This is a genomic window from Hymenobacter lapidarius (assembly GCF_001816145.1).
GTDB classification, from domain to species: Bacteria; Bacteroidota; Bacteroidia; order Cytophagales; family Hymenobacteraceae; genus Hymenobacter; species Hymenobacter lapidarius.
Map to the genome: position 1 here is coordinate 190,359 of NZ_MDZB01000074.1, position 26,028 is coordinate 216,386.

Below are 26,028 nucleotides of genomic sequence, written 5' to 3' on the forward strand. Positions count from 1 at the left end.
CCGGAAGTTTATAGAGGAAAGCCCCATTGGTTTGCACCAGTGGGGCTTTTTTACGCAGTACAGGTTGCGGCGTTACTCCTGCGGCGCTTCCCTGGACGGGCGCAGGTGCCGGGCGGTATCTTCCGATAGCTGCCAGCAGCCCCACAGCCAGCCCGTGGCCAGCACGAGGAACGCCACTCGCCTGGCCGGGCCGCCCAGCTTGCGCCACCAGGTGCGCGGATGCCAGCAGGTGGCAATGGCGGCTAGCAGGAGCATGTGCAGCGGCAGCAAAAAACGGCACTCGATGAGCGTGGGCAGCACCAGCAGGCACGGCAGCAGCAGGGCCAGCAGCACCGGCGCCACCGGCGCGCGCCACACGCCCCGGGCCTGCTGCGACTGGCGGCTGCGCCACCAGGCAGCCAGCGCCAGCCAGGTTCCCAGCCCCAGCAGGGCATAATTCAACAGCCGCAACGTCTCCTGGCCGGGGGGGTGCAGGTGCCTGGGGTAGGGCGTTGGAAAGCGGATATCCAAGCCATTGAACAAGTGCCGAAGGTAGCGCATGCCGGTAGCCACGGGGTGCAGGGCGGCAAACTTCAGGTAAGCCCCGTAACTGGCAAAGCGGCCGGCCGGCTGCCGGGCCAGCACCAGCTGGCCGGCAGGGTCGGCGTACACCAGCGACCGCGGGATTTCTGGAATCAGGCTGGTTTCGTAGCGCTGAAACGCCGTGCCCCAAGTAAGCTGTTTGAGGTAGAGAGGTCGCGTCTGGGGTGCCCCGGCCATCACCAGCGGGGTGTTGCGCTGGAAATGGTGCCTGTTGATGCGCCACTGCGGCAGGAGCAACAAGGCGGCGCCCACCACCAGCAAACCGGCACGCGCAATGCCCCGCCGGCCGGGCGGTGCGTTGCGAAAAAACAGCCATAGGCACCCCGGCAGGCTGGCAATGTAGATGGGCCGGATGTTGATAGCCGCCGCCAAAAATACCCCCGCCGCTACGGCCCACATCCATTGGGAGCGCCGCAACGCCACCAGTGCCAAAACCAGCAGCGTGAGGGCCGGCATGTCGCTCAGCGTGAAGTTGAAATAGTCGCGCCAGAAAACAAACATCAGGCCCAGCAGCGCCAGCCAGCGGCCTGCTGCCAATGCCCGGCCCGTGACCTGCGCCACCAGCGCCGGAATAGCAATGCCCATGAGCAGTGCGGCCCACGCAGCCCCCAGCACCTGCGCCCCGGCCAGCATGGACCACCCGGTGAAATGGCAAAGTACCCGGGCCGGCAGAATGAGCAGCGGCCCCAGGTACCCACGCACCGGGTCATCGTATCCTAACAGTGAGAACCCGCCCTGCTGGGTAAACTTGAGCGAAAGCTCCCAGTACTCGGCCGCATCGAAGCCAAAATCTCCGACTGCGTAGCCGCTCAGGGGCAGGTACAGCGCATACAGGGCCACAACGGCCACTACCCGCCAGCCCGCAGGCCACGGCGCACGTAATGCGGTAGATAATTGGGACATATCAGGCAAAACTAGATGCGCCCGCCAACACTTGGTTCTTTTGCCGCTAATTAAGGCGTGGCACTGAAGTTGCAGCGGCGCGCGGCCGGGCGTCTCGCTTGCTGCGTGTACCTTTCGCCCATAGCTCATCGCAGGCATTTACTTCACCGCTCCCATCCCCATGAATCATCGCCTTCATCTCAAATTTGAACAACTGGAACGGGCCACGGAGCGGCTGCTGTCCTCGGCGGAGGCCCTGGGGCCCGACCAAGCCAAGGCGCCGGCACCGGGGCACTGGTCGGCTACGCAGGTGGTGCACCACTTGCTGTTCATCGAAGGCAACATCATTCAGTACGTAGAGAAAAAGCTGCGCGCCGACGAGGCCCTGCCCAAGGTGGACCTCTTTACCCGGCTGCGGGCCCGGTTTGTGCGGCTGCTGCTCCGGCTACCGGGCATGAAGTTTAAGGCGCCGCGCGGGGTGGCCACCCTCACCAACACCGGTGAGGTACCCTCCCTGCCCGAGCTGCGGCAAATCTGGGAGGCGTCACGCCGCCAGCTGGAGCGCCTGCTCAACGAGTACCCGGGCCGGCTGATGAACCGGGCTATTTTCCCGCACCCCCGCTCGGGCCGGATTACCATTGGGCAGGTAATGGACTTTCTGCTCGACCACCTGCTGCACCACCAGCAGCAGATGGGGCGCATTACCAAAGTACTGCGCCCCACCGCGTCGGCAGCGCCGAAAAGCTAGGTTACTGGCTTTTACCCTCGTAGGCCGGCATGGCGCTGAACGCGGCGGCCAGCTCGGCGGGCGGTATGGTGAGTTTGCGGTGGTCCAGGTCCAGCCAGGCGCCGTCTACGGTCACGGTGGCAGCCACGCGGCCATCGGCCTTGTAGATGGTGTGTACAATAGTCCAGCGGGAGCCGTCGGCGGCGGCAGCGGCCAGCCGTCCGTCCACCTGTATTTCCTCGCCGATGCTGATTTCTTTGAGGTACTTAGTTTCTTCCCGAAACAGAATCGGGCCCAGGCGCAGCTTGGCGAAGCGGGCTACCCCGTAGCCCCATTTGGCCAGGAGCACCACGCGCTGGTCGGCGGCGTAGTCGGCGTAAGCAGAGTGGCGCATGTGGCCGTTGGGGTCCATGTCGGCCCAGCGGGTGCGGTACGTGACGGTATCGGTCATTGCAACAAAGGATTTTAGTAAAAGGCGGACTAACGGTTCGCGCAAAACGGTGCTCTCCCGGCCGGCTGGTTTAGCCTACTGGCGTCAGGCGCACGAGGTACTGCTCGTCGTCGTCCTCGCCCAGGAATTCGGCTATGTAGCCGGCGGTTTCGGCCGCGTCGTTGAGCAGCGCGGCATCCACGAAGAGCCAGGGGAAAGTAGCGCCGGTATGGCCGTTGAAGCTCATTGAGTACCGGACTTCGCCGTAGTACGGCCCGTTTAGGTTGATGCGCAAGGCACCTTCTTCGTCCTCGTAGAGGTAGCGAACATCGGAGGAAGTGGCCAGGATTTGGCCGCCGGGCGCGAGCAAGGTGCGAGCGTGGGCCAGGAATTTGTCCAGCCCTTCCAAGGTGCCGGCCAGACCGATGCCGTTCATCAGCAGCAGAATGGTATCGTAGGGTAGCTCGTTGGCGGGCAGTGGGTCGAACAGGTCGTGGCGGGCCACGGTGCGCACGCCGCGCTCGGTCATCACCTGTGCGGCGCCGCCCGATACGTCCACGGCCTTCACTTCAAACCCGCGGCTTTGCAGCTCCAGCGAGTGGCAGCCGGCCCCGGCCCCAAGGTCGAGCACCCGGCCGCGGGTTTCGTCAAGGGCCAGCCGTTCCAGCTCGGGCATTTGCAGCAGGGTCCGGAAGAAATAAGCGGCGGGCAAGGTCTCGTCGAGCAACGACTCGTCGTCGGCCACGTCGCAGTGCACGGTGAGCTGGGCGTCGGAGTCGCCACGGTGGTAGGCCAGCAGGGCTTGGCCCAGCACGTCGGGAGCGGTGGTTGTGGTCATGAAAAAAAGCAGAGCGGCTGGCCCAGACTGAAGTATCTGCGCCGTGGCCCCGGAAGTCAAATTAGGCTTGAGGCCCGAAAAGTACCCAAAACTTCGCGGTGGGGCCGTGCGTTTGCAGGGAAGTCCCCGTTCACATTCGCTCCATGCTCCCCAACAAGCTACGTAAAGGCCAGCTGCCCACCAAAATCTGCGCTACGTGCGGCCGCCCCTTCGAGTACCGCAAAAAGTGGCGCGCCAACTGGGAGGAGGTGAAATACTGCGGCGAAAAATGCCAGCGCAACCGCAACGCCGCCAGCGCGGCCTCAGGAGGCCCGGCATCCGCGCAACCTTTGTAGCATATTGGCCCGTTTCACGGTACTTTAGCCTGCCTTGCGGCGAATCTGCCTATATTTTTTAACCGCTTTCACCCTTCCATGGCCTCCAACCTCGATTATCTCAACCCCGCCTTCCTGCCGCTGGAGGACAAAGTAAATGACTTTCTGGAAGCTCAGAAGGAACTGAGCCGCGCCAGATTAGCGCTCAAAAACGCCCTGCTACCTCATCACCAACAAGCTGCAGCCCCCAGCAGCTACACCCAGGGAGCCGATGAAATCAAGCAGGAAGCAGAAAGCCTGCAGAAGAAAATAGACCACTTGGAACGCGAAATAATCGGAATGCTGCCCACGCGCAACGAGTGGCTGAAAGTGAACCTGGGCTACGGCCCAAGCCGCGTAGGCGCCTGGCACATCCCGGCGCAAGATGGCGCAGCAGAACGGGTTGAGCTGCGCGTGGTGCATTAGGAGCCTCTTGTCATGCTGAGCGCAGCGAAGCATCCTATCACCGCTGCACAACTTGTTCGGCCCTGATAGAATGCTTTGTTACGCTCAGCATGACAGCAGTCGTGGTGGTTAGTGACCTTGACTCGCGTTAAAGCCGTGTATTCCCGCACACTTTCGAATTTGCCCGTAACCGGCCTGAACATTAAAAACGGGTAGTACAACCTAGACGAAGCAGATAAGACTGTAAAGCGTAACCAACGCCCATCACGCGGTCCTGGTACAACCATTTCAGAAGCACAGTTTTCCGGTGTTGCCCTTCGTAGCCAACGCTTGCCTCGTCTTTTTGCACTTGTCCGGGGGCTACGAATAATCCTCCGAACCTGCGGGCAATAACTACATGCCCACACCCAGGTAACGCACTGATGCCCAAACGGAAAAAGAGCTGACAGGGAAACCCCGTCAGCTCTCCATACCAAAACACCTTAAAAAACTATTCTTTCACGTTAGGGCTAACAACAACTGAACCAAAAGATTCCGTAGCCTTAGAAGAATTTTTCGAACCCCCAGCTTCATACGTTTTGTTCCTGTGCTGGCCGGCGCTGACCGTCGTTAACTGAGGGTGCCATATACGGCCCCGTAGCCGCCCCAGGGCCAAGAAAAAACCCAGCCCCCAACGGCTGGGTTTTTTCTTGGCCTGGGGGCGGGCGCGCTTAGCGCATCATGCCGCCGGGGCGCCTTTGCCCATGCCGCCCATCATTTTCTGCATCTGGGCCATGCCGCCTTTGGTCTGGCTCATCTTGTTCATCTGGCGCATCATCTGGCGCATCTGGTCAAACTGCTTCATCAGCGCATTTACCTGCTGAATGTCGGTGCCAGAGCCTTTGGCCAGGCGGCGCTTACGCGAGGCGTCGAGGATGTCGGGGTTGGCCCGCTCCTTTTTGGTCATGCTCTTGATGATGGCCTCCACGGGCTTGAAGGCATCGTCGTCGATTTCCACGTCCTTCATGGCCTTGCTCACGCCCGGAATCATACCCATCAAGTCCTTGATGTTGCCCATCTTCTTGATTTGCTCCAGCTGCGAGAGGAAGTCGTCGAAGTTGAACTGGTTCTTGCGGATTTTGGCGTTGATGCGCTTGGCTTCGTCCTCGTCGAACTGCATTTGCGCCCGTTCCACCAGCGAAATAACGTCGCCCATGCCCAGGATGCGCTGGGCCATGCGGTCGGGGTAGAACAGGTCCAGCGCGTCCATTTTCTCGCCCGTCGAGATGAACTTGATGGGCTTCTCCACCACGGCCCGGATGCTGAGGGCCGCACCGCCGCGCGAGTCGCCGTCGAGTTTGGTGAGCACCACGCCGTCGAACTGCAGCCGGTCGTTGAAGGTCTTGGCGGTGTTCACGGCGTCCTGGCCGGTCATGGAGTCCACCACAAACAGCGTCTCGCTGGGGTTGATGGCCGCTTTAACGGCTTCAATCTCGCGCATCATCTGCTCGTCCACGGCCAGGCGGCCGGCGGTGTCGATGATGACGACCTTTTTGTTGTTCTTCTTCGCGTACTCAATGGCGTTGCGCGAAATTTCAACCGGGTTTTTGTTCTCGACTTCCGAGTACACCTCTACCCCAATCTGCTCGCCCAGCACCTTGAGCTGGTCGATGGCGGCGGGGCGGTACACGTCGCAGGCCACCAGCAGCACCGTGCGGTTTTGCTTCTTGATAAAGTTGGCCAGCTTGCCCGCAAACGTGGTTTTGCCCGAGCCCTGCAGGCCCGAGAGCAGCACCACCGCCGGCTCGCCCTTGATGACGATGTCCTTCTTTTCGCCGCCCATGAGCGCGGTCAGCTCATCGTACACAATTTTGACCATGAGCTGGCCCGGCGACACGGCCGTGAGCACATCGCGGCCCATGGCGGCATCCTTAATGCGGTCGGTTACATCCTTGGCAACCTTGTAGTTAACGTCGGCATCAACCAGCGCCCGGCGGATTTCCTTGATGGTGGCCGCAACGTTGATTTCGGAGATGCTGCCCTGGCCCTTGAGGGTCTTGATGGCCCGGTCGAGCTTGGTTTGGAGGTTGTCAAACATGTATCACGGATTTAGACGGATTAAGCGGATTTCACGGATTGTGCGGCGGTGGCGTTGCATCAAATCGGAAAGTTCCGGAACCCCAAAAGTAGCCATAAAAGCCCGAAATTCGGCAAAGTATGTACCTTCGCGCCCCCCTCGTCGCCCCCTGCTTTCGTGCCCTCGTCTCGTCCACTGCGCCTGCTCGTTATCACCTACTACTGGCCGCCCTCGGGCGGGGCCGGGGTGCAGCGCTGTCTCAAGTTTGTGAAGCACCTGGGCAGCTTCGGCGTGGAGGCCACCGTGATAACCGTGGACGCCGCCCAGGCCACCTACCCGGTGCGCGATGAAAGCCTGCTAGCCGAAGTGCCCGCCAGCGTGCGGGTCATCCGCACGGGCACCACGGAGCCGTTTGAGTCCTATAAAAAGCTGACCGGCCGGGCCGTTCCCTACGGCGGCTTCGCCAACGAGGGCAAGCCCGGACTGCTGCAGATGGCGCTGCGCTTCGTGCGCGGCAACCTCTTCATCCCCGACCCGCGCCGTGGCTGGAACCGCCACGCCCTGGCCGCCGTGGAGCGGCTCCTGGCCACCGGCGAGCAATTTGATGCCGTGCTCACGTCCTCGCCGCCGCATTCCACCCAGCTCATTGGCCTGGAGCTGCAAAAGCGCCACGGCCTGCGCTGGCTGGCTGATTTGCGCGACCCCTGGACGGACATCTACTACTACAAGGACCTGCACCACACCCCGCTGGCCGCCTGGCTCGATGCGCGCTACGAGCGCCGGGTGCTAACCCAGGCCGATGCCGTGCTGGTGACTTCGCCCGAAACCAAGCGCCTCTTTCTGGCCAAACTGCCGGATTTGCCCACTCCCAAATTTCACGTGCTGCCCAACGGGTACGACGAGTCGGACTTCCGGCTGCCCTCGCAGCCCCCCCCCGACTGCCTGCGCATCACGCACACCGGTACCATCACCGAGCTGTACCACATCAACCGCCTGCTGGAGGCCGTGGCCGCCTGCGCCAGCCGCCACCCCGACGTGCCGGTGCGCCTGCGCTTTGTGGGCCAGGTGTCGGCCGAGCTGCGCCGCCAGATTGAAGGGGCGGGCTTGCTGCCCATTACCGAGTTTCTGGCCTTTGTGCCGCACGAGGAGTCGGTGCGGCACCTCATGGCGGCCACAGTCCTGCTGATGGCCATTCCCGATGTGCCCCGCAATTTCGGTATCCTGCCGGGCAAGGTGTTCGAATATTTGGCCGCCAACAAGCCCATTCTGTGCGTGGGCCCGGCCGGCTCCGACGCCGACAACCTCCTGCAGGAATGCGCCGCCGGCCACGCCCTCCCCTACGAAGACGTGGGCCTGATGCAGGAAACTCTGGAAGGCCTGGTGGCGCAGTGGCGCATCAACCCCAACCTCGACTTACCGGTAATCAGCCACGAGCGTTACTCCCGCCAGGCCCTCACCGGACGCCTGGCCGGCATAATTTCGGCAGGCTGATTGGCGGCGTAAAACCTTATTGCGGCGTTGCCGCAGCTCGGGTCGCTTTGCTGCTGGGGTTGGGAAAGCTGAGCCGCTGCAAATCCTGAGCAAGCCGGGCGCTGAACGCCGCGCTGGCGGTGCGCTGCAGGTGGTTGCCGTCGGTGGTGGCGTAGGGCTGGGCGCTGTAATCGAGGTAGGGTACGGCGTGGCGGGTGGCCAGGTCGCGCATCAGGGAGTCGAACGCGGGCTGATAATCCTGCTCCAACTTCAACAGGCCGGCGCCTACGGGCAGCCGCACCATTACCACCTGGCCGTGCTGCTTTAGAAAAGCAACGGTTTGCTGCAGTGCCTGGAGGCGGCCCTGGGAAAAGTGCTGGCTGGCCGCCAGGCGGCGGTAGTCCTGCAGCTTACGCGCGATGCGGGTGCGGACCTGCGCGCTGTCAATGCCGATTTTCACTTCGAGCCAGCCATCCGGGTGCAGGCGCTCGGTGGCGGTCGCGTAGTCCAGTAGCAGGCGGTAGAGCGGCTTGGTTTGAAAGCGGGTGAGGTAGCTCAGGTTCGGATTTTGGCTGACCTGGTCGAGCTGGCCGATGAAGGAATTGTCTTCGGGATACGTGCCTTCGAACCCGGTCAGGGCCAGCGACCACGGGTCGACGGCCACGATGAACAGGCCGTTTTTTGCCTCCGGGCGCACCTTGCGCTGGATGCTACGCAGGTAGGCGGGACCGTAGGGCGAGTGCGTGAGCGTGAAGGAATAATTCAGCCACGGCCCCTCAAACCGGCTGCCCAGCCGCTCAGCCAGCACAGCGGGCTGAATGCCCTGCGCGGCCCGCGACGTGCCCACAATCAGACTGCCCGCCAATGGGCTGGTGAACCGACCGTAAAAAGCATCGACGTGCCCGCCCAGCACCACCGGCCCCAGCAGAGCCAGGCCCAGCAGGCAGGCACCCACCAGCAGCCCCAGGCGAGAAATAAGCCGAAAAATAGCCGATGACACTGCGCGAATCAGAATTGAAAGTAGATGAATGAGGTGCTATTGAAAATACCCAGGTACAGAATCAACAGGCACAGCCCGGCGTATCCCACCCAGCGCACCCCCGCCGGCCGGGCCGCCACCCAGGCCTGCAGGCTGCGCTCACGGCCGATGTACTCCACCCCAAGCATGAGCAGGACGCCGAAGGCCGCCACGGCCAGCTCGGGGCGGTAGTGCTGCGAAAACTCCAGCAGCAGCCCGGCCGTTTTCTGGCTGCTCAGGTCCCACCCGCTCAGCAGGTGCTGGCTGATGAAGACGGCATCGCCGAGACTATTGGCCCGGAAGAATATCCAAGCGTAGGCCACCAGCCCAAACGTGACCAGCACTCCCAGGCCCCGGCGCAGCCGCGGGTGCGCGGCCAGCCCCGTGGCCTGGGCCAGCTGCTGGCGCAGGGGCCGGGCCCAGGTACTGGCCACCAGGTACAGCCCGTGCAGGCCGCCCCAGACCAGAAACGTCCAGTTGGCGCCGTGCCAGAGGCCGCTAATGAGGAACACGGCCAGCAGGTTACCATAGGCCCGCGCGGGCTGGACCCGGCTGCCCCCCAGCGGAATATACACGTAGTCCCGGAACCAGTTGGAGAGCGAAATGTGCCAGCGCCGCCAGAACTCGGGCACCGAAGCCGACAAGTAGGGCTGCCGGAAGTTGAGGTTAAAATCGAAGCCCAGCACCCGCGCCGCCCCCCGAGCCATGTCGGTGTAGCCGGAAAAGTCCCCGTAAATCTGAAAGGTGAACGCCAGCGTAGCCAGCACCAGCAGGGGCCCTTCGGGGTGTTGCCGGGGGTCATTATAAATGGGATTGACGAACGCGGCCAGCCGGTCGGCTACCACTACTTTCTTGAACAGGCCCCAGGCCATGAGCCGCAGGCCGCTCACGATGCGCGCATAATCGAACGCGTGCGTGCGCCGGTACTGAGGCAGCATGTGCCCCCCGCGCTCAATGGGCCCGGCCACCAGCTGCGGGAAGAAGGCCACAAACAAGGCGAAACGGCCCAGATTCCGCTCGGCTTCCAGCCGGCCCTGGTACACATCAATGATGTAGCCCACGGACTGAAACGTGTAGAACGAGACGCCCACCGGCAGCAGCAGCTCAAATGCCGGAATGGCCGCATGCGGCAGGTTCAGGGTGCCGGCCAACTGCAAGGCTGCGTCCCGGAAAAAATTGAAGTACTTGAAAACGAACAAGGTGCCCAGGTTGCTCACCAGGCTCAGGTACAGGTAGGGCCGGCGCTCGCGCTTGGTGGCCAGCTGGCCCATGCGGTAGCCGCTGTAATAATCGACGAGGGTGGTGCCCAGCAGCAGCAGGGCGTAGGCCGCCCGCCAGCTCATGTAGAAGTAGTAGCTGGCCAGCAGCAGCAGGGCGCCGCGCCACCGGGGCGGCAGGCCATAATAGAGCCCGACGACCACCGGGAAAAAGACCAGGAAATGAAGGGAATTGAATAGCATTCGCAACGCGGCAGGTGCTCCGCCGGCCAAAGGTCGGGAATGGAGCGTGGACTCGCAGCGCCCCCGCTACATTCCTGCAAACTACTTTTGTGGTTCTATTTCGGCTTTTCTTTTTTCATGGCTCTCGACCTCAATCACAAATCCATCCTCGTCACCGGGGGCACCGGCTCCTTTGGCAAGCAATTCGTGCGTACTGTTTTCGAAAAATTCCCGCAGGTGAAGCGCCTGGTGGTGTTTTCGCGCGATGAGCTGAAGCAGTATGAGATGAGCCAGGAGTTTTCGCCGCAACAGTACCCGGCCATCCGCTACTTCATCGGCGATGTGCGCGACAGCGAGCGGCTACACCGCGCCTGCGAGGGCATCGACATCGTGATTCACGCCGCCGCCCTCAAGCAGGTGCCCGCCGCCGAATACAACCCGATGGAGTGCATCAAAACCAATATTTTCGGGGCCGAGAACGTCATCAACGCCGCCCTCGACTGCGGCGTAAAAGAGGTGGTGGCCCTGAGCACCGACAAAGCCGCCGCGCCCATCAACCTCTACGGCGCCACCAAGCTCTGCTCCGACAAGCTGTTTGTGGCGGCCAACAACATGAAGGGCGCGCGCGACCTGCGCTTTTCGGTGGTGCGCTACGGCAACGTAATTGGCTCGCGCGGCTCGGTGGTACCGTTCTTCATGCAGCAGCGCCACACCGGCGTGCTGCCCATCACCCACCCCGACATGACGCGCTTCAACATCTCGCTGGAGGAAGGCGTGGATTTGGTGCTTTATGCGCTGGAGCACGCGTGGGGCGGCGAAATCTTTGTGCCTAAAATCCCGAGCTACAAAATCACGGAAGTGGCCCGCGCCATTGGGCCGGAGTGCGAGCAGAAGATTGTGGGTATCCGCCCCGGCGAGAAGCTGCACGAAGCCATGATAACGGAAACCGACGCGCTGAGCACCGTCGAACTGGACCGCTACTACGTCATCCTGCCCTCGATGCCCACCTGGGACGTGGATAAGTTCGTGAGCCATTTCAACGGCCAGCGCGTGCCACTGGGCTTCCAGTACGACTCGGCCAACAACGCGGAGTGGCTGGATGCCGAACAGATTCGGGAAGAAATCCGGCTGCACGTCGACGCTGACTTTGAGGCCTAAAACCGACACCCGTTCCATGTCCGAAACTGCCTTTCAGCCCACTCGCCCCCTGCCCTACGGCCGCCAAAACATCACCGACGCCGACGTGGCCGCGGTGACGGCAGCATTGCAGGCCGATTTTCTGACGCAGGGGCCGGCGGTGGCCGCGTTTGAAAAGCAGTTTGCCGCCTACGTGGGCGCCCGGTATGCGGTGGCGGTGAGCAACGGCACGGCGGCGCTGCACCTATGCGCGCTGGCGTTGGATGTGCAGCCGGGCCAGCGGGTTATCACCACGCCGCTCACCTTTGCGGCGTCGGCCAACTGCGTGCGCTACTGCGGCGGTGAGGTGCAGTTTGCCGACATTGACCCGGCCACGGGTTTGATTGATTTGGCAAAGGTCCGGACCTTGCTCGAAGCCCACCCCAAGGGCCATTTCGCGGGCCTGATTCCCGTCGATTTCGCCGGGCTGGCCGTGGACTTGGAAGCGGCCCGGCAACTGGCCGACGAGTTTGGCCTTTGGATAATTGAGGACTCCTGCCATTCCCCCGGCGGCTTTTTTATCGATTCTAACGGCCAGGAGCAGCAGTGCGGCAACGGCCGCTTTGCCGATTTGGCCATCTTCAGCTTTCATCCTGTCAAGCACATCGCCACGGGCGAGGGCGGCATGATTACCACCAACGACGAGCAGCTGTTCCAGCGCCTGCTGCGCCTGCGCACCCATGGCATTACCCGCGACCCGGCCGACCTCATCCGCGAGTCGGAAGGCGGCTGGTACATGGAAATGCAGGAGCTGGGCTACAACTACCGCCTGGCCGACCTGAACTGCGCCCTGGGCCTGAGCCAGCTCGCCCGCGCCGACCAGGGCCTGGCCCGCCGCCGCGCCCTGGCCGCCCGCTACGACGCCGCCTTCGCCCACGCCGCCGGCGTGCAAATACTGGCCCCCGGCCGCCCCGGCCACGCCTACCACCTCTACGTCATCGAAGTAGCCGACCGCAAGGGCCTCTACGACTTCCTCAGAACCAGGCAGATTTTTGCGCAGGTGCACTACATTCCGGTGCACCGCATGCCGTATTACGAAGGCCTGGGTTGGAGAGCCGGCGATTTCCCCCTGGCCGAAGCCTACTACGAGCACTGCCTCAGTATCCCGCTTTTCCCAACGCTCACCGATGAGGAGCAGGACTACGTAGTGGCGTGCATTCAGGAATTTGTAGTTGCCGACAAGCAATAAAAAACCCGTCATGCTGAGCGCAGCCGAAGCATCTCTACTGCGTAACTATATGATTTTACTACAGCAGTAGAGATGCTTCGGCTGCGCTCAGCATGACGCGGGCATAAACACCTTTTCTAATTCCCCACATTTTGCAGCACACCCAACAAGAGGATTTCTGGGCCGGCGACTTCGGCCGCGAATACACCGACCGCAACTCCCGCCCGCTGGAAGAGTGGAACACGTTTTACCGCGACCTCTACGGCCACACCAAGCTGGAAATAAACGCCGAATTCCTCGGCAACCTCGCCCACGACGCCCGCATTCTGGAAGTGGGCTGCAACACCGGCATGCAGCTGGTGGGCCTGCAGGCGGCGGGCTTCACCAACCTCTACGGCGTTGAGCTGCAACAATACGCCGTGGAGAAAGCCCGCGATTTTGTGCGCGGGGTCAACATCCTGCAAGGCAGCGGTTTCGACCTGCCTTTCAAGGACAACTACTTCGACGTGGTGTGCACCAACGGCGTGCTCATTCACATCGCGCCGGCCGACTTGCCGCGCATCATGGGCGAAATGGTGCGCTGCTCGGGCCGCTACATCATGGGCTACGAGTACTACGCCCCCGAAACCACCTCCATCAAGTACCGGGGCAACGAAGGCTTCCTGTGGAAGACGGACTTTGCGCAGGTGTTTATCGACAATTTCCCGGAGCTGCGCCTGGTGAAGCAGCAGCTCTACCCCTACATCAACGACGCCGAGCGCGGCAACCGGGACGTGGTGTACCTGCTCGAAAAAACCGCCAGCTGATGCAGCACGCCGGCATTATCTCCCAGGTGCGCATGGGCAGCACGCGGCTCCCGAGCAAGGTGCTGCTGCCGGCAGCGAGCCGGCCCCTGCTCGACTACCACGTAGCCCGCCTGCAGCTAAGCGGCCTGCCCGTGCTGCTGGCCACCACCACCGAGCCCGCGGATGACGTGCTGGCCGACTATGCTGAAGCCCGCGGCCTGCCCTGCCACCGCGGCAGCGAAGCCGACGTGCTGGCCCGCTACTACGAAACGGCCCGGAAGTTTGGCCTGGACGCCATTGTGCGGGTCACCAGCGACTGCCCGCTGGTGGATGGTCCCCTGATTGGGGACGCCGTGCAGCGGTTTTTGGCCGAAAACAACCCGCTGGTGTACCGCTCCAATTCCATGGTGCGCACCTTTCCCCGCGGCCTGGATTTCGAGATTTTCTCGATGGAGCTGCTGGCCGAAGCCCATGCCAACGCCACCTTGCCCTATGAGCGGGAGCACGTCACGCCCTACCTCAAGGGCAATGCGGCCACGGCCGGGCGCGTGGTGTACCGCGACGAAGTATGGCCCGGCGGCGATTTCAGCCGGTTCCGCATCACCCTCGACACCGCCGAGGACTACGAGGTGCTGCGCACCCTCATTGAGCAGCACGGCGCGGCCGGGCTTTCGATTCCGGAATTGCTTTCTTTGCTGGAATCCCATCCGGAAATCATGGCGTTGAACGCCCACGTTGAGCAGAAAACCACATGAACCTGCCCGATACCCTGTGCCTGAACGAGTTTGGCTACTACGAAATCAAGGATAAACCCGGCCCTGAGGAGCTGCGGGACTACTACGCCCAGCGCTACTACCAGGAAAACCTGACCACCTACCAGGCCGAGTACCCGCTGGAAGAGCTGGAGCACCTCAACGGCAAGCTGCGGCTGCGGCACTGGGTGCTGGCCCAGCTCCGCCTGGCGGGCCAGCAGCACGGCGCTTCGGCCTCCCCGGAGTGGGACAGCCCCGGCTCGTTTCTGGATATTGGCTGCGGCGAAGGCTGGGCGCTGGCCTACTTCCAGCGGCAGGGCTGGGACGTGTTGGGCCTGGATTTCAGCAGCTTTGCCCTCGAAAAATTCAACCCGGAGCTGCGCGGCCAGCTTCGCACCGGCGACCTGTACGAGCAGGTGCGGCAGCTCGCCCACGAGGGCCTTAAATTCGACGTGCTGTGGCTGGACAACGTGCTGGAGCACGTGCTGGACCCTGCCGAGCTGCTGCGCCTCTGCCGCACCCTAGTGAAGCTCAACGGGGTGCTGGTGGTGGACGTGCCCAACGATTTTTCGAGCCTGCAGCAGCACCTGCTGGACACCGGCAAAATAGACCGCCCGTTCTGGGTGGTGCTGCCCGACCACCTCTCCTACTTCAACCAGGCCGGGCTGCGCAACCTAGCCGAAGCCACGGGCTGGAGCGTAGATAAAGTGCTTGGGGACCAGCCCATTGACCTCAACCTACTAAACCCTGCCACCAACTACGTGATGAACCGAGAAGCCGGCCAGGCCGCCCACCGCGCCCGCATCGAGAAGGATAATTTTCTGCTGCACACGGCATCCGTGCCGGCGGTGGCCGCCTACTACGAAAGCCTGGCGGCCGTTGGGCTGGGCCGCAGCATTGTCGCATTTTTGCAGCCGATTTAGTTGTCAGTTGCGCGTTGTCAGGTTGTTCTGATTGTATCAAAACTGACGACAACATTCTGACAACTGACAATTACTAACGAACAACTAAGATGTCAACCATTTCCGTCCTCAGCGGCGCGTCGGCCCCCGAGCAGGCACGGCGCGAAGGTTTTGCCCAAACCCTGCGCGACTCGCCGATTCCGAATACGGAACTGCTCAACAACCTGGGCCTGTACCTGAACCGGCAAACGTTCTCGCGGCTCTTGTTTTTCACGGAGCTCTACCAGCAAATCATTCCGGTGCACGGCGTGGCCATGGAATTTGGAGTGCGCTGGGGCCAGAATCTGGCGCTGATGCACGCCTTGCGCGGCATCTACGAGCCGTTCAACTACAACCGCAAAATCATTGGGTTCGACACCTTCGGCGGGTTTCCTTCGGTGGATGCCAAGGACGGCGACAAAGTGAAGGAAGGCGACTACGGCGTGACTGAAAACTACCAGGAGTACCTCGCCCACATCCTGGCCCTGCACGAAGCCGACAGCCCCATTCCGCACAAGCGCAAGTTTGAGCTCGTGGCCGGCGACGCCTCCGAAACCGTGCCCCGCTACCTGAAGGACCACCCCGAAACGGTCATTGCCTTCGCCTACTTCGATTTTGACATTTACGCACCCACCAAGGCCTGCCTCGAAGCCATTCGCCCCCGACTCACCAAAGGCGCCATCGTGGCGTTCGACGAGCTGAACTGCCCTGAATTCCCGGGCGAAACCCTGGCGTTTGACGAAGTATTCGGCATAGCAAACTACGCCCTGCGCCGCAGCCCCCTCAACCCCCTGATTTCATATCTGGTGGTGTAATTGAACGTCCGAAAAGGAACGTCATGCCGAGCGCAGCCGAGGCATCTCGCGTGCAATAGTAAATCTTACGACTGGGGTTACTACCCCACGCGAGATGCTTCGGCTACGCGGACGCCAGATGAGCATGACGTGCCATTTTATGTTTTGCTTATTCAGAATTGAAAACCTACCTCTCCCTCCCACAGCCCGAATTTCGCTGGAACGACTACCGGCTGGTTCCCATTCGCTACGAGGACCGGGAGCCCATCCGGGCCTGGCGCAATGCTCAACTGGAAGTGCTGCGGCAAGCCGCGCCGCTCACGGCCGAGCAGCAGCAAAGTTATTTCCAGCGCGTAGTGATGCCCCTTTTTGAGCAGGAGCAGCCAGGGCAGCTGCTATTTTCACTCCTGGAAAACGAGGAATTGATAGCCTACGGCGGCCTGGTGCACATTTCCTGGCCCGATGGCCGCGCCGAAGTTTCTTTCCTGATGGACCCGCGCCGCGCGGCCGATCCCGAAACCTACCGCAACGACTTCCGGGCCCACCTGCGCCTGCTGGGCGAAGCCGCGTTTCATGGCCTGAAGTTCAACCGCTTATTTACCGAGACCTACGACATCCGGCCGGCCCACGTGGCCATTCTGGAAGAAGCCGGTTTCCAACTCGAAGGCCGCTTGCGGCAGCATGTGCGCCTGGCTCCGGATACCTTTGCCGACTCACTGATGCACGGCCAGCTGGCCGCCGACTATGCCACAGCCTTTGGTTCTGCCGTTTAAACGAATTTTCATCAGCGGCGGGGCCGGCGTCATTGGCCAGGAAATGGTGCGCCGCCTGGCCGCCCTGCCCGCCGATATTCAGGTGCTGGTGGGCGACCTGAAGCCCCGTCCCACCGATTTTCCGGCCCGATTCCGGTACCGCCAGGGCGACCTGAACTTCCTGACCGAATCGGAGATTGGCGCGTTTGCCCCGGACGTGTTCATTCATTTGGCCGCTACGTTCGAGCGCTCCACCGAAACCTACGGGTTTTGGGAAGAGAATTTCCAGCACAACGTGCGCCTGAGCCACCACCTGATGACGGTGCAGAAAGACCTACCGTCGCTGCGGCGGGTGGTGTTTGCCTCAAGCTACCTCATTTACGACCCGGCGCTGTACAATTTTGCCGAGGTGCCCGCCCAGCCCCGTAGCCTGCGCGAGGATGACCCCATCCTGCCCCGCAACCTGACGGGCATGGCCAAGCTATCCCACGAAATTGAGCTGCGCTTCCTGCAAACGTCCCGGGGCGAGCAGTTCAGCACCGCCATTCCGCGCATCTACCGGGGCTACGGGCGCAACGGGCGCGACATTACCTCGCGCTGGGTGCGCATGCTGCTGGCCGGCGAAGAAATCACGGTCTATGGCGCGGAGTCGTTCTTCGACTACCTCTACGCCGCCGATACTGCCGAGGGCCTGCTGCGCCTCGCAGCTGCCGAAACCGTAACGGGCATCATCAACTTCGGCACCGGCCAGGCGCGCCGCGTAGCCGATGTGGTGGAAGTACTACGCCAGCATTTCCCCGGCATGCGTGCCAACTACGTCGCTTCCGACATTGCTTTTGAGGCCTCGCAGGCCGACATGACGCTGTGGTCGAGCCAGATAGACTGGCTACCCCCGACTACGCTGGAAACAGCCATTCCGGAAATCATTGCTTACGAAAAGGAGCGCGCAGCCGCCCCGCCGCTGAGCCGCGTGCCGGGCCACGTGCTCATCAGCAGCGTAGCGGCCAAGGTGCCGCTGGTGCGCGCCGTGCGTGCCGCCGCCCAGCGCCTGCACCCCGACATCAAAATCATCGGTGGGGACATGAACGGCGCCTGTCTGGCCCAGCATTTCACCGATGGTTTCTGGCAGATGCCCGCCACCACCGACGAGCACTTGCCCCACATTGTTCAATATTGTCAGGAGCAGGGCATCGGGCACATCATCCCTACCCGCGACGGGGAGTTGGCCTTTTGGAGCCGCCACCGGGAGGCGCTGGCCGAAGCCGGCATCGCTGTGCTGGTGAGTGCGCCCGAGGCCGTGCAGCGCTGCCTGGACAAGCTGGACTTTGCGCTTTTCGGGGCCGCCCAAGGCTTGCCCGTCATCCCCACCGCCCGCAGCCTCGACGGGCTACCGGGTAGCAACGAGCCCAACTCAGCCGCCGGATTTGTGGTGAAGGAGCAGTACGGCGCAGGCTCCCTCAGCCTGGGGCTGAACCTACCCGAAGCGGCGGCCCTGGCCCACGCCAACATGCTGCAGGACCCTATTTTTCAGCCGTTTATTACCGGCCAGGAAATCAGTGTCGATGCCTACGTGGACCGCCGGGGCACCGTGCGCGGCCTGGTGCCCCGCACCCGCGACGTGGTGGCGCACGGCGAATCGCAGGTAACCACCACGCTACCCGACCCGGCCTTGGTGGCCAAGCTCACGCCCATGGTGGAGGCGCTCGGCTTGTACGGCCCCCTCGTGCTGCAAGCCCTGCTTCACGACAACGGTGACTTACAGATTATCGAGTGCAACTGCCGGTTAGGGGGCGCTTCAACCCTGGGCATTGCCGCTGGCGTCGATTCCTTTTTCTGGTTTTTGCAGGAGGCCGCTGGGGCTGATTTAGATGGTTTTCCGTTCCAGCCCGCGGCCGGTCCGCTCCGGCAGGTTCGTACCGCAGCCGATGTCGTTTATCCTGTGATTTTGTAAAAGAAAGCAGGAAGTATCGGCAGGCGTGTTGCAAAATCAATCTGCGTTAATCCGCTCGTTACTTAACACTTGTTGTTCGCCTGCTCAAAAAACCATGCCCGTACTCGTTTTCGACTTAGACGACACGCTCTATCATGAGCTGAGCTACGTGCACAGCGGTTTCAAGGCCGTGGCGGCGTTTCTGAGCCCGATACTCCTAGTCCCGGCCGAAACGTTGGCGGCGGGCATGATTGCTGAAGAGGCGGAGCAAGGCCGGGGACAAGTGTTTGATAATGTGCTGCGCCAGCATGGGCGCTGGAGCAAATCCCTGGTAACAGCCTGCCTGCGCGCCTACCGCCAGCACCAGCCCGAATTGACGCTGTTTCCTGATGCCGAGCGGTGCCTTTCGCGCTTTGCGGCCCTGCCGCAGTACCTCGTCACAGATGGCCACAAGGAGGTGCAGGCCCGCAAAGTAGCCGCCTTGCAGTTGGCGGACCGCGTGCGCTACGCCTACCTCACCAACCGCTACGGCCGCCACCGCGCCAAGCCCGACCCACACGTATTCCAGCTGATTTGCCAACGCGAGGGCGTGGCGCCGGGTCAGGTGTTGTACGTGGGCGACAACCCCCGCAAGGACTTCGTGGGCATCAAGCCGCTAGGGTTTAAAACCGTACGCATCCTGCGCGGCAATTATGCACATTCGGAAGCCGATGATGCGCACGAGGCGCACCGGCGAATTTATTCGCTGGACGAGCTGACGGAGGAATTTATGGCCTCACTGTTCGGGTAACCGCTGGGCCTGCCTGCTTGAGGTGTATGTTTGAATTACCCTTTTCTTGAACCCAATTACCTTTCAACCATAACAAGTCAAGAAACCCAATCGTCCGGCTGGCACAGCCTTCTGTTGATAAATCACGCCATGCTCCTACCAAAAAGAACTCCTGCCTTCCTTTATCAATGGGTAAGCGGGCTGCTAATCAGCGTTTTCGCGCTACTCGCATCGGAAGCCCACGCTCAACGGCCGGTGGTTTACCTCAGCGTATCCAATCCGGCTGGCCCGTTACTCATCAATTCTACCAAGGATTTTAGCGCGGTGCTCGCGCCGTTGCGGCAGCGGTTGCAATCCAACGGCTACCGCGTCACGACGGAGCAGGATACCCTGGCGCATTTGCTGGAGCAGCGTGCCGGTTTTCCTTTTCTCTACGCCGATGTAGTATGCTACCAGCATGCCGGCAGCTTCCCAACGGTTACGTTTGCCGTTCGCGACAGTTTAAACCACGTGTGGTTTGCGGCCAGTGAGTCCACCGCCATGTTCGGAACCCAGCAAGGCGCATTTAGTGGCGCAGCCAAGCGCGTGGCCGCTAAAATGCCGGCGACGTTTGTTGCCAAGCCCACAGGCATCGTACCGACGGACCGTGCCCCACAGTTTATGGCGTACGACAATTTTCAATTCACCCAGTATTTGGAAAAGGTATTGACTGCTACGCCACAACGGCAGCAACTTAAGCGGGGGGCTACGCTAGAATTGGAGCTTGCAGTCGATGCGTTGGGTTTCGCACGGGTGAAAGCCATTGGTGGTCAACTCACGCTGGACGACGCCGGGCGCCAAGCACTCGAGTCAGCCGTTCGCAATACGCCACCGTGGGGCCCAGCTTATCAGAACGGACGCCGCACCACCGCCAACCTGCAGACGGTTATCGGGCGGGGCCGTTGACACAAGTGAGCATGTTAAATCGGATGTGGTCTATTGGCGGGTACGGGTGCGATTATGGTCTATTCCCTAAACTACCAACAGCTGCCCAATACCAACTGTATACAGGCGCGGACGGGTTTCAGAAACCCGTTTACGAATCAAAGTTTACGAAACTAACCAACCAGATGAGTTTCTTAAACTTAAAAAGTTGGTTCTAACCACATGCAACGGGACTGAGGATTTTTAGAATACAGTGCGTAAGCCTCTTACCACGAGCAGCGCCGCCAGGAACCCGTAAGCCCTACCTTTGCGGGCCTGATTGGCTTTCCCTGAACATGACTGAAATTACCATCGGCGGCCGGCCCGTCGGCCCCGCGCACAAGCCGTTTATCATCGCCGAAATGTCGGGCAACCACAACCAGAGCCTGGACCGCGCTTTGGCCCTAGTGGATGCCGCCGCCGCCGCCGGCGTCGATGCCCTCAAGCTGCAGACCTACACCGCCGATACCATCACCATGGACACCGGCTTTGCCATCGACGAAGAAGGCCAGTCGCTGTGGGAAGGCAAGAACCTGTATAAGCTCTACCAGGAAGCCCATACGCCCTGGGAGTGGCATGCCGAGCTGTTTGCGCGGGCGCGGCAGCACGGCATGCTGGCCTTCAGCTCCCCGTTTGATGAAACGGCAGTGGACTTTTTGGAGCAGCTGGATGTGCCGGCCTACAAAATTGCCTCGTTTGAAAACGCGCACTGGCCGCTACTGCGCAAGGTGGCCGCCACCGGCAAACCGGTGATTGTGAGCACCGGCGCGGCCACGCTGGCCGAAATCGACGATGCCGTGCGGGTGCTACGCGAAGCCGGCTGCCGCGAGCTGGTGCTGCTAAAATGCACCAGCACCTACCCCGCCTCCCCCGCCAATACCAACCTGCGCACCATCCCGGTGCTGGCCGAAACCTTCGGCTGCCCCATTGGCCTGAGCGACCATACCATGGGCGTGGGCGCCAGCGTGGCGGCCGTGGCTCTGGGAGCCTGCGTCATCGAGAAGCATTTCACGCTGAGCCGCGCCGAGGGCGGCGTGGATTCCGCCTTTTCCCTGGAGCCGCACGAGCTGAAAGCCCTGGTGGAGGAAACCGAGCGGGCGCACCAGGCCCTGGGCACGGTGCAGCTCTGCATTCAGGCCGGCGAAGAGAAAAGCCGCCTCTACAAGCGCAGCATTTACGTGGCCAAGCCCATAGCGGCGGGCGAGGAATTCACCACCGACAACCTGAAAATCATCCGCCCCGGTGACGGGCTCTGGCCCCGGCACTGGGACGTGGTGCTGGGCCGCCGGGCCACCCAGCCCCTCCAGCCCGGCACCCCGCTCACCTGGGAAGCATTGTAATGCCCGCGCCCAACCTGCCGCTCCTAGCGCGTCTGCGCGACATTTTGCAGCTGCGATTTACGGCGGTGTTTGCGGCGCTGCCCCCAGCGGCGCTGGCTGATATTTCGCCCGCCAACCCCGTGAAGCGGCTGGCGCGGGTGGCCGGCTACGCGGGGCTACGGCTGATAGGCAATATTTTTAGCCCCATTAATAACCGGGAAGAGCTGCAGGGTAAAGTGTGGCTGTACGTGGTGAGCGCCAATAACTACGACGCCCTGGCTTTCATTAAAGAGGCCCGGCCCAATGCGGTGCTGGTGGCGGGCCAGGCCAAGCACATTGGGCGCTACAATGCCGCCGTAAACCGCCTCTCCCTGCGGCGCAAGCTGCTATACTACTGGCAATTTCCGGTTGCTCTGGCAGGCTTGCTGCGCACGGAAGGCCGGCGGGCGTGGCGGTTTTTCGATTTCATTTTTTACGCCATTGGGTACTACGAGGTGTACCGCCGGGCGCTGCGGCAGCACCAGCCCCGGGCCGTGGTGTTTTCCAACGACCACAACGACGACACCCGCTCGCTACTGCTGGCCTGCCGGGCCGAGGGCGTGCCCACCGCCTACGTGCAGCACGCCAGCGTGAGCGCCAATTTCCCGCCGCTCGGCTTCGACCTCAGCTTGCTGGAAGGCCAGGATGCCCTCGACAAATACCGCCTGTGCGGCCCGGTGCACGGACGAGTGGAGTTGGTGGGCATGCCCAAAGCCGATACCTACCTGGCCCGCCGCAATACCGTTCCGGCCGTGCGCCGCGTGGGCATTGCCTGCAACGTGCACGACCCCCTGCCGGCCCTGACCGCCACCGTGGCGTTCCTGGCCAGGGAGCTGCCGGAGCTCACCTTCACCCTGCGCCCCCACCCCAGCGACGGCCGCGATTTTGCGCCGTTGCGGCAGCTGGTGCCCGGTCTGCAATGGTCGAGTGCCCGCACCGAAAACGTGTTCGACTTTCTCCTGCAGCAGGATGCCCTAGTGGCCGCCGACACCTCCACGCACCTGGAAGCCACCCTCCTGAATGTGGCCAGCGTGTACTACCGTTTCGGCACCAATCCGCTGACCGATGACTACTACGGGTACGCGGCCCGCGGCCTGGTAGCGCGGGCCGATACCCCGGCAGAGCTGGCTGCCTGCCTGCGCCGGTACGCCGCCAGCAAGCCCGCCGACCTGTACCGCCGCGCCGCTTACTACAATGCCACGCTCGGCACCCCCGACGAGGGCCGCAGCCAGCCCCGTACCCTGGCCCTGCTCAACGAGTGGCTCCAGGCGCCGCGCTAGCCCCCTGCGGAGGCCAGCAGGCACCGCTGTACTTTTACTGCTATGCCTTCCCCTGCCCATTCATCTGCCCTGCCGCCGCCAGTGGCCGCACCCGTCTCTGAGGAAATGCGGCTGGCGTATGTGCTACGGCACTTCCAGCTGGCGTATACCAATGTGCCGGCGGTATCCATTGGCTACCATGACAAGTCCCTTTCCATTCGGGTAGCAGCGGGCTCCGCGGACTTCTTTCAGCAGCTCACACCCTACCCGCCAGCGCCCAGTTTCCGGGAATGGAAGGGCCAACGGGTGCCATTTTTTTTTGATTCGGAACCGGATGCGCCTCTGCTGGAGCTGCACGCGGGGCAAGTCATAATCGGCGCCGACATTATCTCGGCGGCTTTCTATCTGCTTAGTGGCTGGCAGGAATATTTTTCGGATGCCCGTGACCGGCACGGGCGCTTTCCCTACGCGGCCAGCGTGCAGCACCAGTACGGCTTTGTGGCGTTGCCGGTGGTGAACTACTACTTTGAGGTCTTGAAAACGGCCGTGGAGCACGTCAGCGGGCAGGCGTTGAAGCCCCAGACCTGGCGGGGAGGCGCGCCGCTCGCAGCCTTTGTCACCCACGACATCGACAACCTGCGCGGCGGTTGGAAAGGGTCCGCCAAAGCTGCGCTGCAACGGGGCCGCCTGCTGCAGTTCGGGCACCAGCTGTGGCATCATCTCACCCGGCCCGATGCCTGGGATAACCTGGAAGCGGTAGCCGCCGCGGTGGCCGCCTACGGGGCCAGGTCCACTTTTTTCATCCTTCCCGAGCACCGGCCCGGCGCCGACGGCACGCCCAACGCCGATTACTCCGTTTCGGAGGCGCTACAGGGGCGCCTCGATGCCCTGAAGCGGCAGGGCTGCGAAATCAGCCTGCACGGCAGCATCGGCACCGCCACGGAGGCGCCGCACCTGCTGGCGGAAGTGGGGCGCCATCAACCCGGCCCCCCGGGGCTGCGCTTTCACTACCTGCGCTGGGAACCGCGCCGCACCCCGGCGCTGGTGGATGCGGCCAGGTGCTTTCGCTACGATTCGAGCCTGGGCTTTGCCGAGCATTTCGGCTTTCGGAATTCCTATTGCCACCCGTTTTACCCCTTTAATTTTGCCACCGGCGGCGAGCTTGGCTTCCTCGAAATCCCGCTTAACGTGATGGACACCACCTTGCACCACCCGCATTACCTACAGCTGCAGGCCGCCGACATCCTACCGGCCCTGCGGCCGATGTTCGCGGAAATCGAGAAGTTTGGGGGCGTGGCCACCCTGCTCTGGCACAACAACCACTTCGACCCGGCCAATACCATCAACGGCCCGCGCCAGTTCGCCGAAATCATGCGCTACTTGCAGCAGCACGGCGCGGTTTTTCTGACCGGAAGCCAGATTGTGGCCGAACTTTGAGCTCGTGGCACATGCTTTAACTTGTGCCTTTGTACGATGCACAAGCTAATGCATGTGCTACATTCCTTTACTCCTCCCTCCAATTGGGTATCGTTCAGCGCCAGGGCATTCGTAATACCCTGATTTCCTACATCGGCCTGGCCATTGGCTTTGCCAACACCATCCTGATACTGCCCCGGCTGCTGTCGTCGAGCCAGATTGGTTTGACGGCCGGCGTGCTGGTGCCCCTGGCCACCATTGGCGCGCAGGTGGCGGCCTTTGGATTTGCCAGCGCGGGCATGCGCTACTTCCCGTTTTTCCGGAACCAAGGGCGCAACCACGGCGGCTTTTTTCCGCTGCTGCTGGGGCCGCCGCTGCTCGGGTTTGTGGTGGTGGCGCTTCTCATGTGGGTTGGCAAGCCGTTGGTTATTCAGTGGTACGCCTCGGGCGCCGATGCGGCCCTGCTGGCCGCGCACTACACGGTGGCCATTGGCCTGGCGGGCTGCATCATGCTGGGCTCACTGCAGGATGCGTACCTCAAGTCACTGTTTCACACGTCTTTCTCGTCTTTCGCGCAGGAAATTCTGCTGCGGCTCATGCTCGTGGGGGCGGCGGTGGCCTACAGCCGGCACTACATCAGTTTCCACGAGTTTGTGCTGGCCTACACCGGGGCCTATGCGGTGGTGGCGGTGCTGCTGGCCTGCTACCTGGCCGCCATTGGCGAGCTACACCTGCGGCCCACTAGGGCGGCGCTGCGCATCAAACCCCTGCGCGAGATGCTGGGCTTCGGCGGGTTTATGCTGCTGAGCAACATTTCGGGCACTGTGCTGCTCAACATTGACACCCTGCTGGTGGGCACCAAGCTCAGCCTAGCCGCCGCCGGCGTCTACCTCATTGCCACCAACATCAGCACGGCGCTGGTCCTGCCCTTTCGGGCGCTCTACAAAACCGCCTTTTCACTCATTGCCGAATATTGGAAGGAAGGCAACATGGGCAAGATGGCCGATTTTTACCGCCGCAGCACCCGCATCAACACCCTGCTGGGCTGCTACCTGGCGCTGGGCATTGGGCTGAATCTGGATTTCATCTACGGGCTGATTGACCGCCCCGAATACGCGGTGGGCACCAGCGCGGTGCTGCTGCTGCTGGCCGGGCGGCTGGTAGATGGCATCACGGGCGTGAATGGCATCATCGTGGCTACCTCGCCCCGCTACCGCTTCGATTTGGTGTTCAACATCTCCCTGGCCGCCGCCGTGGTGGCCCTAAACTGGATACTGATTCCGCGCATGCAGCTGGAGGGCGCGGCCCTGGCGTACTGCGCGGCTCTGGTCAGCATCAACATCGCCCGCACGTGGTTTGTGTGGCGCCACTACGGCCTGCAGCCCTTCGATGGCCGCATCCTGAGGATTCTGATAGTGGCTGCCGTAGCCGGCACCACCGCCTGGCTGATGCCCGACCTGGCCAATGCCTGGCTCAACCTGTTATTGCGGGGAGGCACCCTCACGGTGCTCTACGCCGCCGGAGTGCTGCTCACGCGCACCGCCCCCGAGCTCACCGGCATGCTCGGCAGCCTGAAGGCGCGCTTAGTAAAAAGCTGATGCCGGCGGATTTATTGTCTTGTTCGTGCAATGCATAGCTCAGCATGAGAGTCAGCAAAAAAACGAATCTGGCCAGTGCCAGTGGGGTTTGATACCACCGCAGGCGGGCTGGTACCGGTGCCTTCCTAGAAGAAGTGCTCAGCCGGAATCTGCCCCAGGCGCTGTGG

At 62.2% G+C, this 26,028-nt stretch carries 24 protein-coding genes; 18 read left to right on the forward strand and 6 right to left on the reverse strand.

Annotated elements, in window-relative coordinates; all coding sequences use genetic code 11:
• Positions 1–72 precede the first annotated feature (72 nt).
• Positions 73–1,485, reverse strand: a complete 1,413-nt coding sequence (locus BEN47_RS05170; protein ID WP_125921508.1) for a hypothetical protein — start codon at positions 1,483–1,485, stop codon at positions 73–75.
• Between the two features lie 160 nt (positions 1,486–1,645).
• On the opposite strand from BEN47_RS05170, the gene BEN47_RS05175 reads away from it, so the two are divergent.
• Complete coding sequence (locus BEN47_RS05175; RefSeq protein ID WP_070725768.1) at positions 1,646–2,212, forward strand: DinB family protein; 567 nt, start codon at positions 1,646–1,648, stop codon at positions 2,210–2,212.
• A gap of 1 nt (position 2,213) precedes the next feature.
• On the opposite strand, the gene BEN47_RS05180 is transcribed toward BEN47_RS05175, so the two are convergent.
• Both BEN47_RS05180 and BEN47_RS05185 read right to left on the reverse strand, forming a co-directional pair.
• A complete protein-coding gene (locus BEN47_RS05180) occupies positions 2,214–2,642 on the reverse strand; it encodes an acyl-CoA thioesterase (protein ID WP_070725771.1) in 429 nt (142 codons plus the stop codon).
• A gap of 70 nt (positions 2,643–2,712) precedes the next feature.
• A complete protein-coding gene (locus BEN47_RS05185) occupies positions 2,713–3,459 on the reverse strand; it encodes a class I SAM-dependent methyltransferase (protein WP_070725774.1) in 747 nt (248 codons plus the stop codon).
• A 143-nt stretch (positions 3,460–3,602) separates the two neighbouring features.
• On the opposite strand from BEN47_RS05185, the gene BEN47_RS05190 reads away from it, so the two are divergent.
• Both BEN47_RS05190 and BEN47_RS05195 read left to right on the forward strand, forming a co-directional pair.
• Positions 3,603–3,794, forward strand: coding sequence for a DUF2256 domain-containing protein (locus tag BEN47_RS05190; RefSeq protein ID WP_070725776.1), 192 nt, complete (start codon positions 3,603–3,605; stop codon positions 3,792–3,794).
• Between the two features lie 78 nt (positions 3,795–3,872).
• Positions 3,873–4,238 (forward strand): hypothetical protein, encoded by a 366-nt coding sequence (locus BEN47_RS05195; protein ID WP_070725778.1) that lies wholly within the window; start codon positions 3,873–3,875, stop codon positions 4,236–4,238.
• A gap of 697 nt (positions 4,239–4,935) precedes the next feature.
• Here BEN47_RS05195 and ffh read toward each other — a convergent pair.
• On the reverse strand, positions 4,936–6,294 hold the full coding sequence (ffh, locus tag BEN47_RS05200; protein WP_070725782.1) for a signal recognition particle protein: 1,359 nt from the start codon (positions 6,292–6,294) through the stop codon (positions 4,936–4,938).
• 156 nt (positions 6,295–6,450) lie between these two features.
• Between ffh and BEN47_RS05205 the strand changes: the two genes are divergently transcribed.
• On the forward strand, positions 6,451–7,764 hold the full coding sequence (locus BEN47_RS05205; RefSeq protein WP_239691504.1) for a glycosyltransferase family 4 protein: 1,314 nt from the start codon (positions 6,451–6,453) through the stop codon (positions 7,762–7,764).
• Positions 7,765–7,780: 16 nt separating this feature from the next.
• Here BEN47_RS05205 and BEN47_RS05210 read toward each other — a convergent pair whose 3' ends face one another.
• Together BEN47_RS05210 and BEN47_RS05215 are read right to left on the reverse strand one after the other, a co-directional pair.
• A complete protein-coding gene (locus tag BEN47_RS05210) occupies positions 7,781–8,743 on the reverse strand; it encodes a hypothetical protein (RefSeq protein WP_070725784.1) in 963 nt (320 codons plus the stop codon).
• A gap of 8 nt (positions 8,744–8,751) precedes the next feature.
• The gene (locus BEN47_RS05215; RefSeq protein WP_070725786.1) at positions 8,752–10,221 is read right to left on the reverse strand and encodes an MBOAT family O-acyltransferase; all 1,470 of its coding nucleotides are present in this window, start codon (positions 10,219–10,221) and stop codon (positions 8,752–8,754) included.
• 117 nt (positions 10,222–10,338) lie between these two features.
• Between BEN47_RS05215 and pseB the strand changes: the two genes are divergently transcribed.
• From pseB to BEN47_RS05285, 14 genes are all read left to right on the forward strand, one after another.
• Positions 10,339–11,358: a UDP-N-acetylglucosamine 4,6-dehydratase (inverting) gene (gene pseB, locus BEN47_RS05220; protein WP_070725899.1), complete on the forward strand. Its 1,020-nt coding sequence runs from the start codon at positions 10,339–10,341 to the stop codon at positions 11,356–11,358.
• 16 nt (positions 11,359–11,374) lie between these two features.
• On the forward strand, positions 11,375–12,565 hold the full coding sequence (gene pseC, locus BEN47_RS05225) for a UDP-4-amino-4,6-dideoxy-N-acetyl-beta-L-altrosamine transaminase (protein ID WP_070725789.1): 1,191 nt from the start codon (positions 11,375–11,377) through the stop codon (positions 12,563–12,565).
• Positions 12,566–12,696: 131 nt separating this feature from the next.
• Positions 12,697–13,350 carry a pseudaminic acid biosynthesis-associated methylase gene (locus tag BEN47_RS05230; RefSeq protein ID WP_070725791.1) on the forward strand — a complete coding sequence of 218 codons (654 nt, stop codon included), beginning with the start codon at positions 12,697–12,699 and terminating at the stop codon, positions 13,348–13,350.
• Positions 13,350–14,084 (forward strand): cytidylyltransferase domain-containing protein, encoded by a 735-nt coding sequence (locus tag BEN47_RS05235; protein WP_070725793.1) that lies wholly within the window; start codon positions 13,350–13,352, stop codon positions 14,082–14,084. Before BEN47_RS05230 ends, BEN47_RS05235 begins: the two co-directional genes overlap by 1 nt.
• Positions 14,081–15,004 carry a class I SAM-dependent methyltransferase gene (locus tag BEN47_RS05240; protein WP_070725795.1) on the forward strand — a complete coding sequence of 308 codons (924 nt, stop codon included), beginning with the start codon at positions 14,081–14,083 and terminating at the stop codon, positions 15,002–15,004. Before BEN47_RS05235 ends, BEN47_RS05240 begins: the two co-directional genes overlap by 4 nt.
• An 89-nt stretch (positions 15,005–15,093) precedes the next feature.
• On the forward strand, positions 15,094–15,837 hold the full coding sequence (locus BEN47_RS05245; RefSeq protein WP_070725796.1) for a class I SAM-dependent methyltransferase: 744 nt from the start codon (positions 15,094–15,096) through the stop codon (positions 15,835–15,837).
• 158 nt (positions 15,838–15,995) lie between these two features.
• A complete protein-coding gene (locus tag BEN47_RS05250) occupies positions 15,996–16,589 on the forward strand; it encodes a GNAT family N-acetyltransferase (protein WP_070725799.1) in 594 nt (197 codons plus the stop codon).
• Positions 16,573–18,519: an NAD-dependent epimerase/dehydratase family protein gene (locus BEN47_RS20105; protein ID WP_204378280.1), complete on the forward strand. Its 1,947-nt coding sequence runs from the start codon at positions 16,573–16,575 to the stop codon at positions 18,517–18,519. Before BEN47_RS05250 ends, BEN47_RS20105 begins: the two co-directional genes overlap by 17 nt.
• Positions 18,520–18,613: 94 nt before the next feature.
• Positions 18,614–19,288, forward strand: coding sequence for an HAD family hydrolase (locus BEN47_RS05260; protein ID WP_070725802.1), 675 nt, complete (start codon positions 18,614–18,616; stop codon positions 19,286–19,288).
• Positions 19,289–19,318: 30 nt separating this feature from the next.
• Entirely contained in the window at positions 19,319–20,212 is an 894-nt protein-coding gene (locus BEN47_RS05265; protein WP_125921509.1) for a hypothetical protein, read from the forward strand.
• A 314-nt stretch (positions 20,213–20,526) separates the two neighbouring features.
• Positions 20,527–21,570, forward strand: coding sequence for a pseudaminic acid synthase (gene pseI / locus BEN47_RS05270; protein WP_070725806.1), 1,044 nt, complete (start codon positions 20,527–20,529; stop codon positions 21,568–21,570).
• Positions 21,570–22,868 (forward strand): glycosyltransferase family protein, encoded by a 1,299-nt coding sequence (locus BEN47_RS05275; RefSeq protein WP_239691505.1) that lies wholly within the window; start codon positions 21,570–21,572, stop codon positions 22,866–22,868. The genes pseI and BEN47_RS05275 overlap by 1 nt, the downstream gene beginning before the upstream one ends.
• Before the next feature lie 42 nt (positions 22,869–22,910).
• Positions 22,911–24,284, forward strand: coding sequence for a DUF7033 domain-containing protein (locus BEN47_RS05280; RefSeq protein ID WP_125921510.1), 1,374 nt, complete (start codon positions 22,911–22,913; stop codon positions 24,282–24,284).
• 83 nt (positions 24,285–24,367) lie between these two features.
• Complete coding sequence (locus tag BEN47_RS05285; protein ID WP_070725812.1) at positions 24,368–25,861, forward strand: lipopolysaccharide biosynthesis protein; 1,494 nt, start codon at positions 24,368–24,370, stop codon at positions 25,859–25,861.
• Positions 25,862–26,028: the final 167 nt, after the last annotated feature.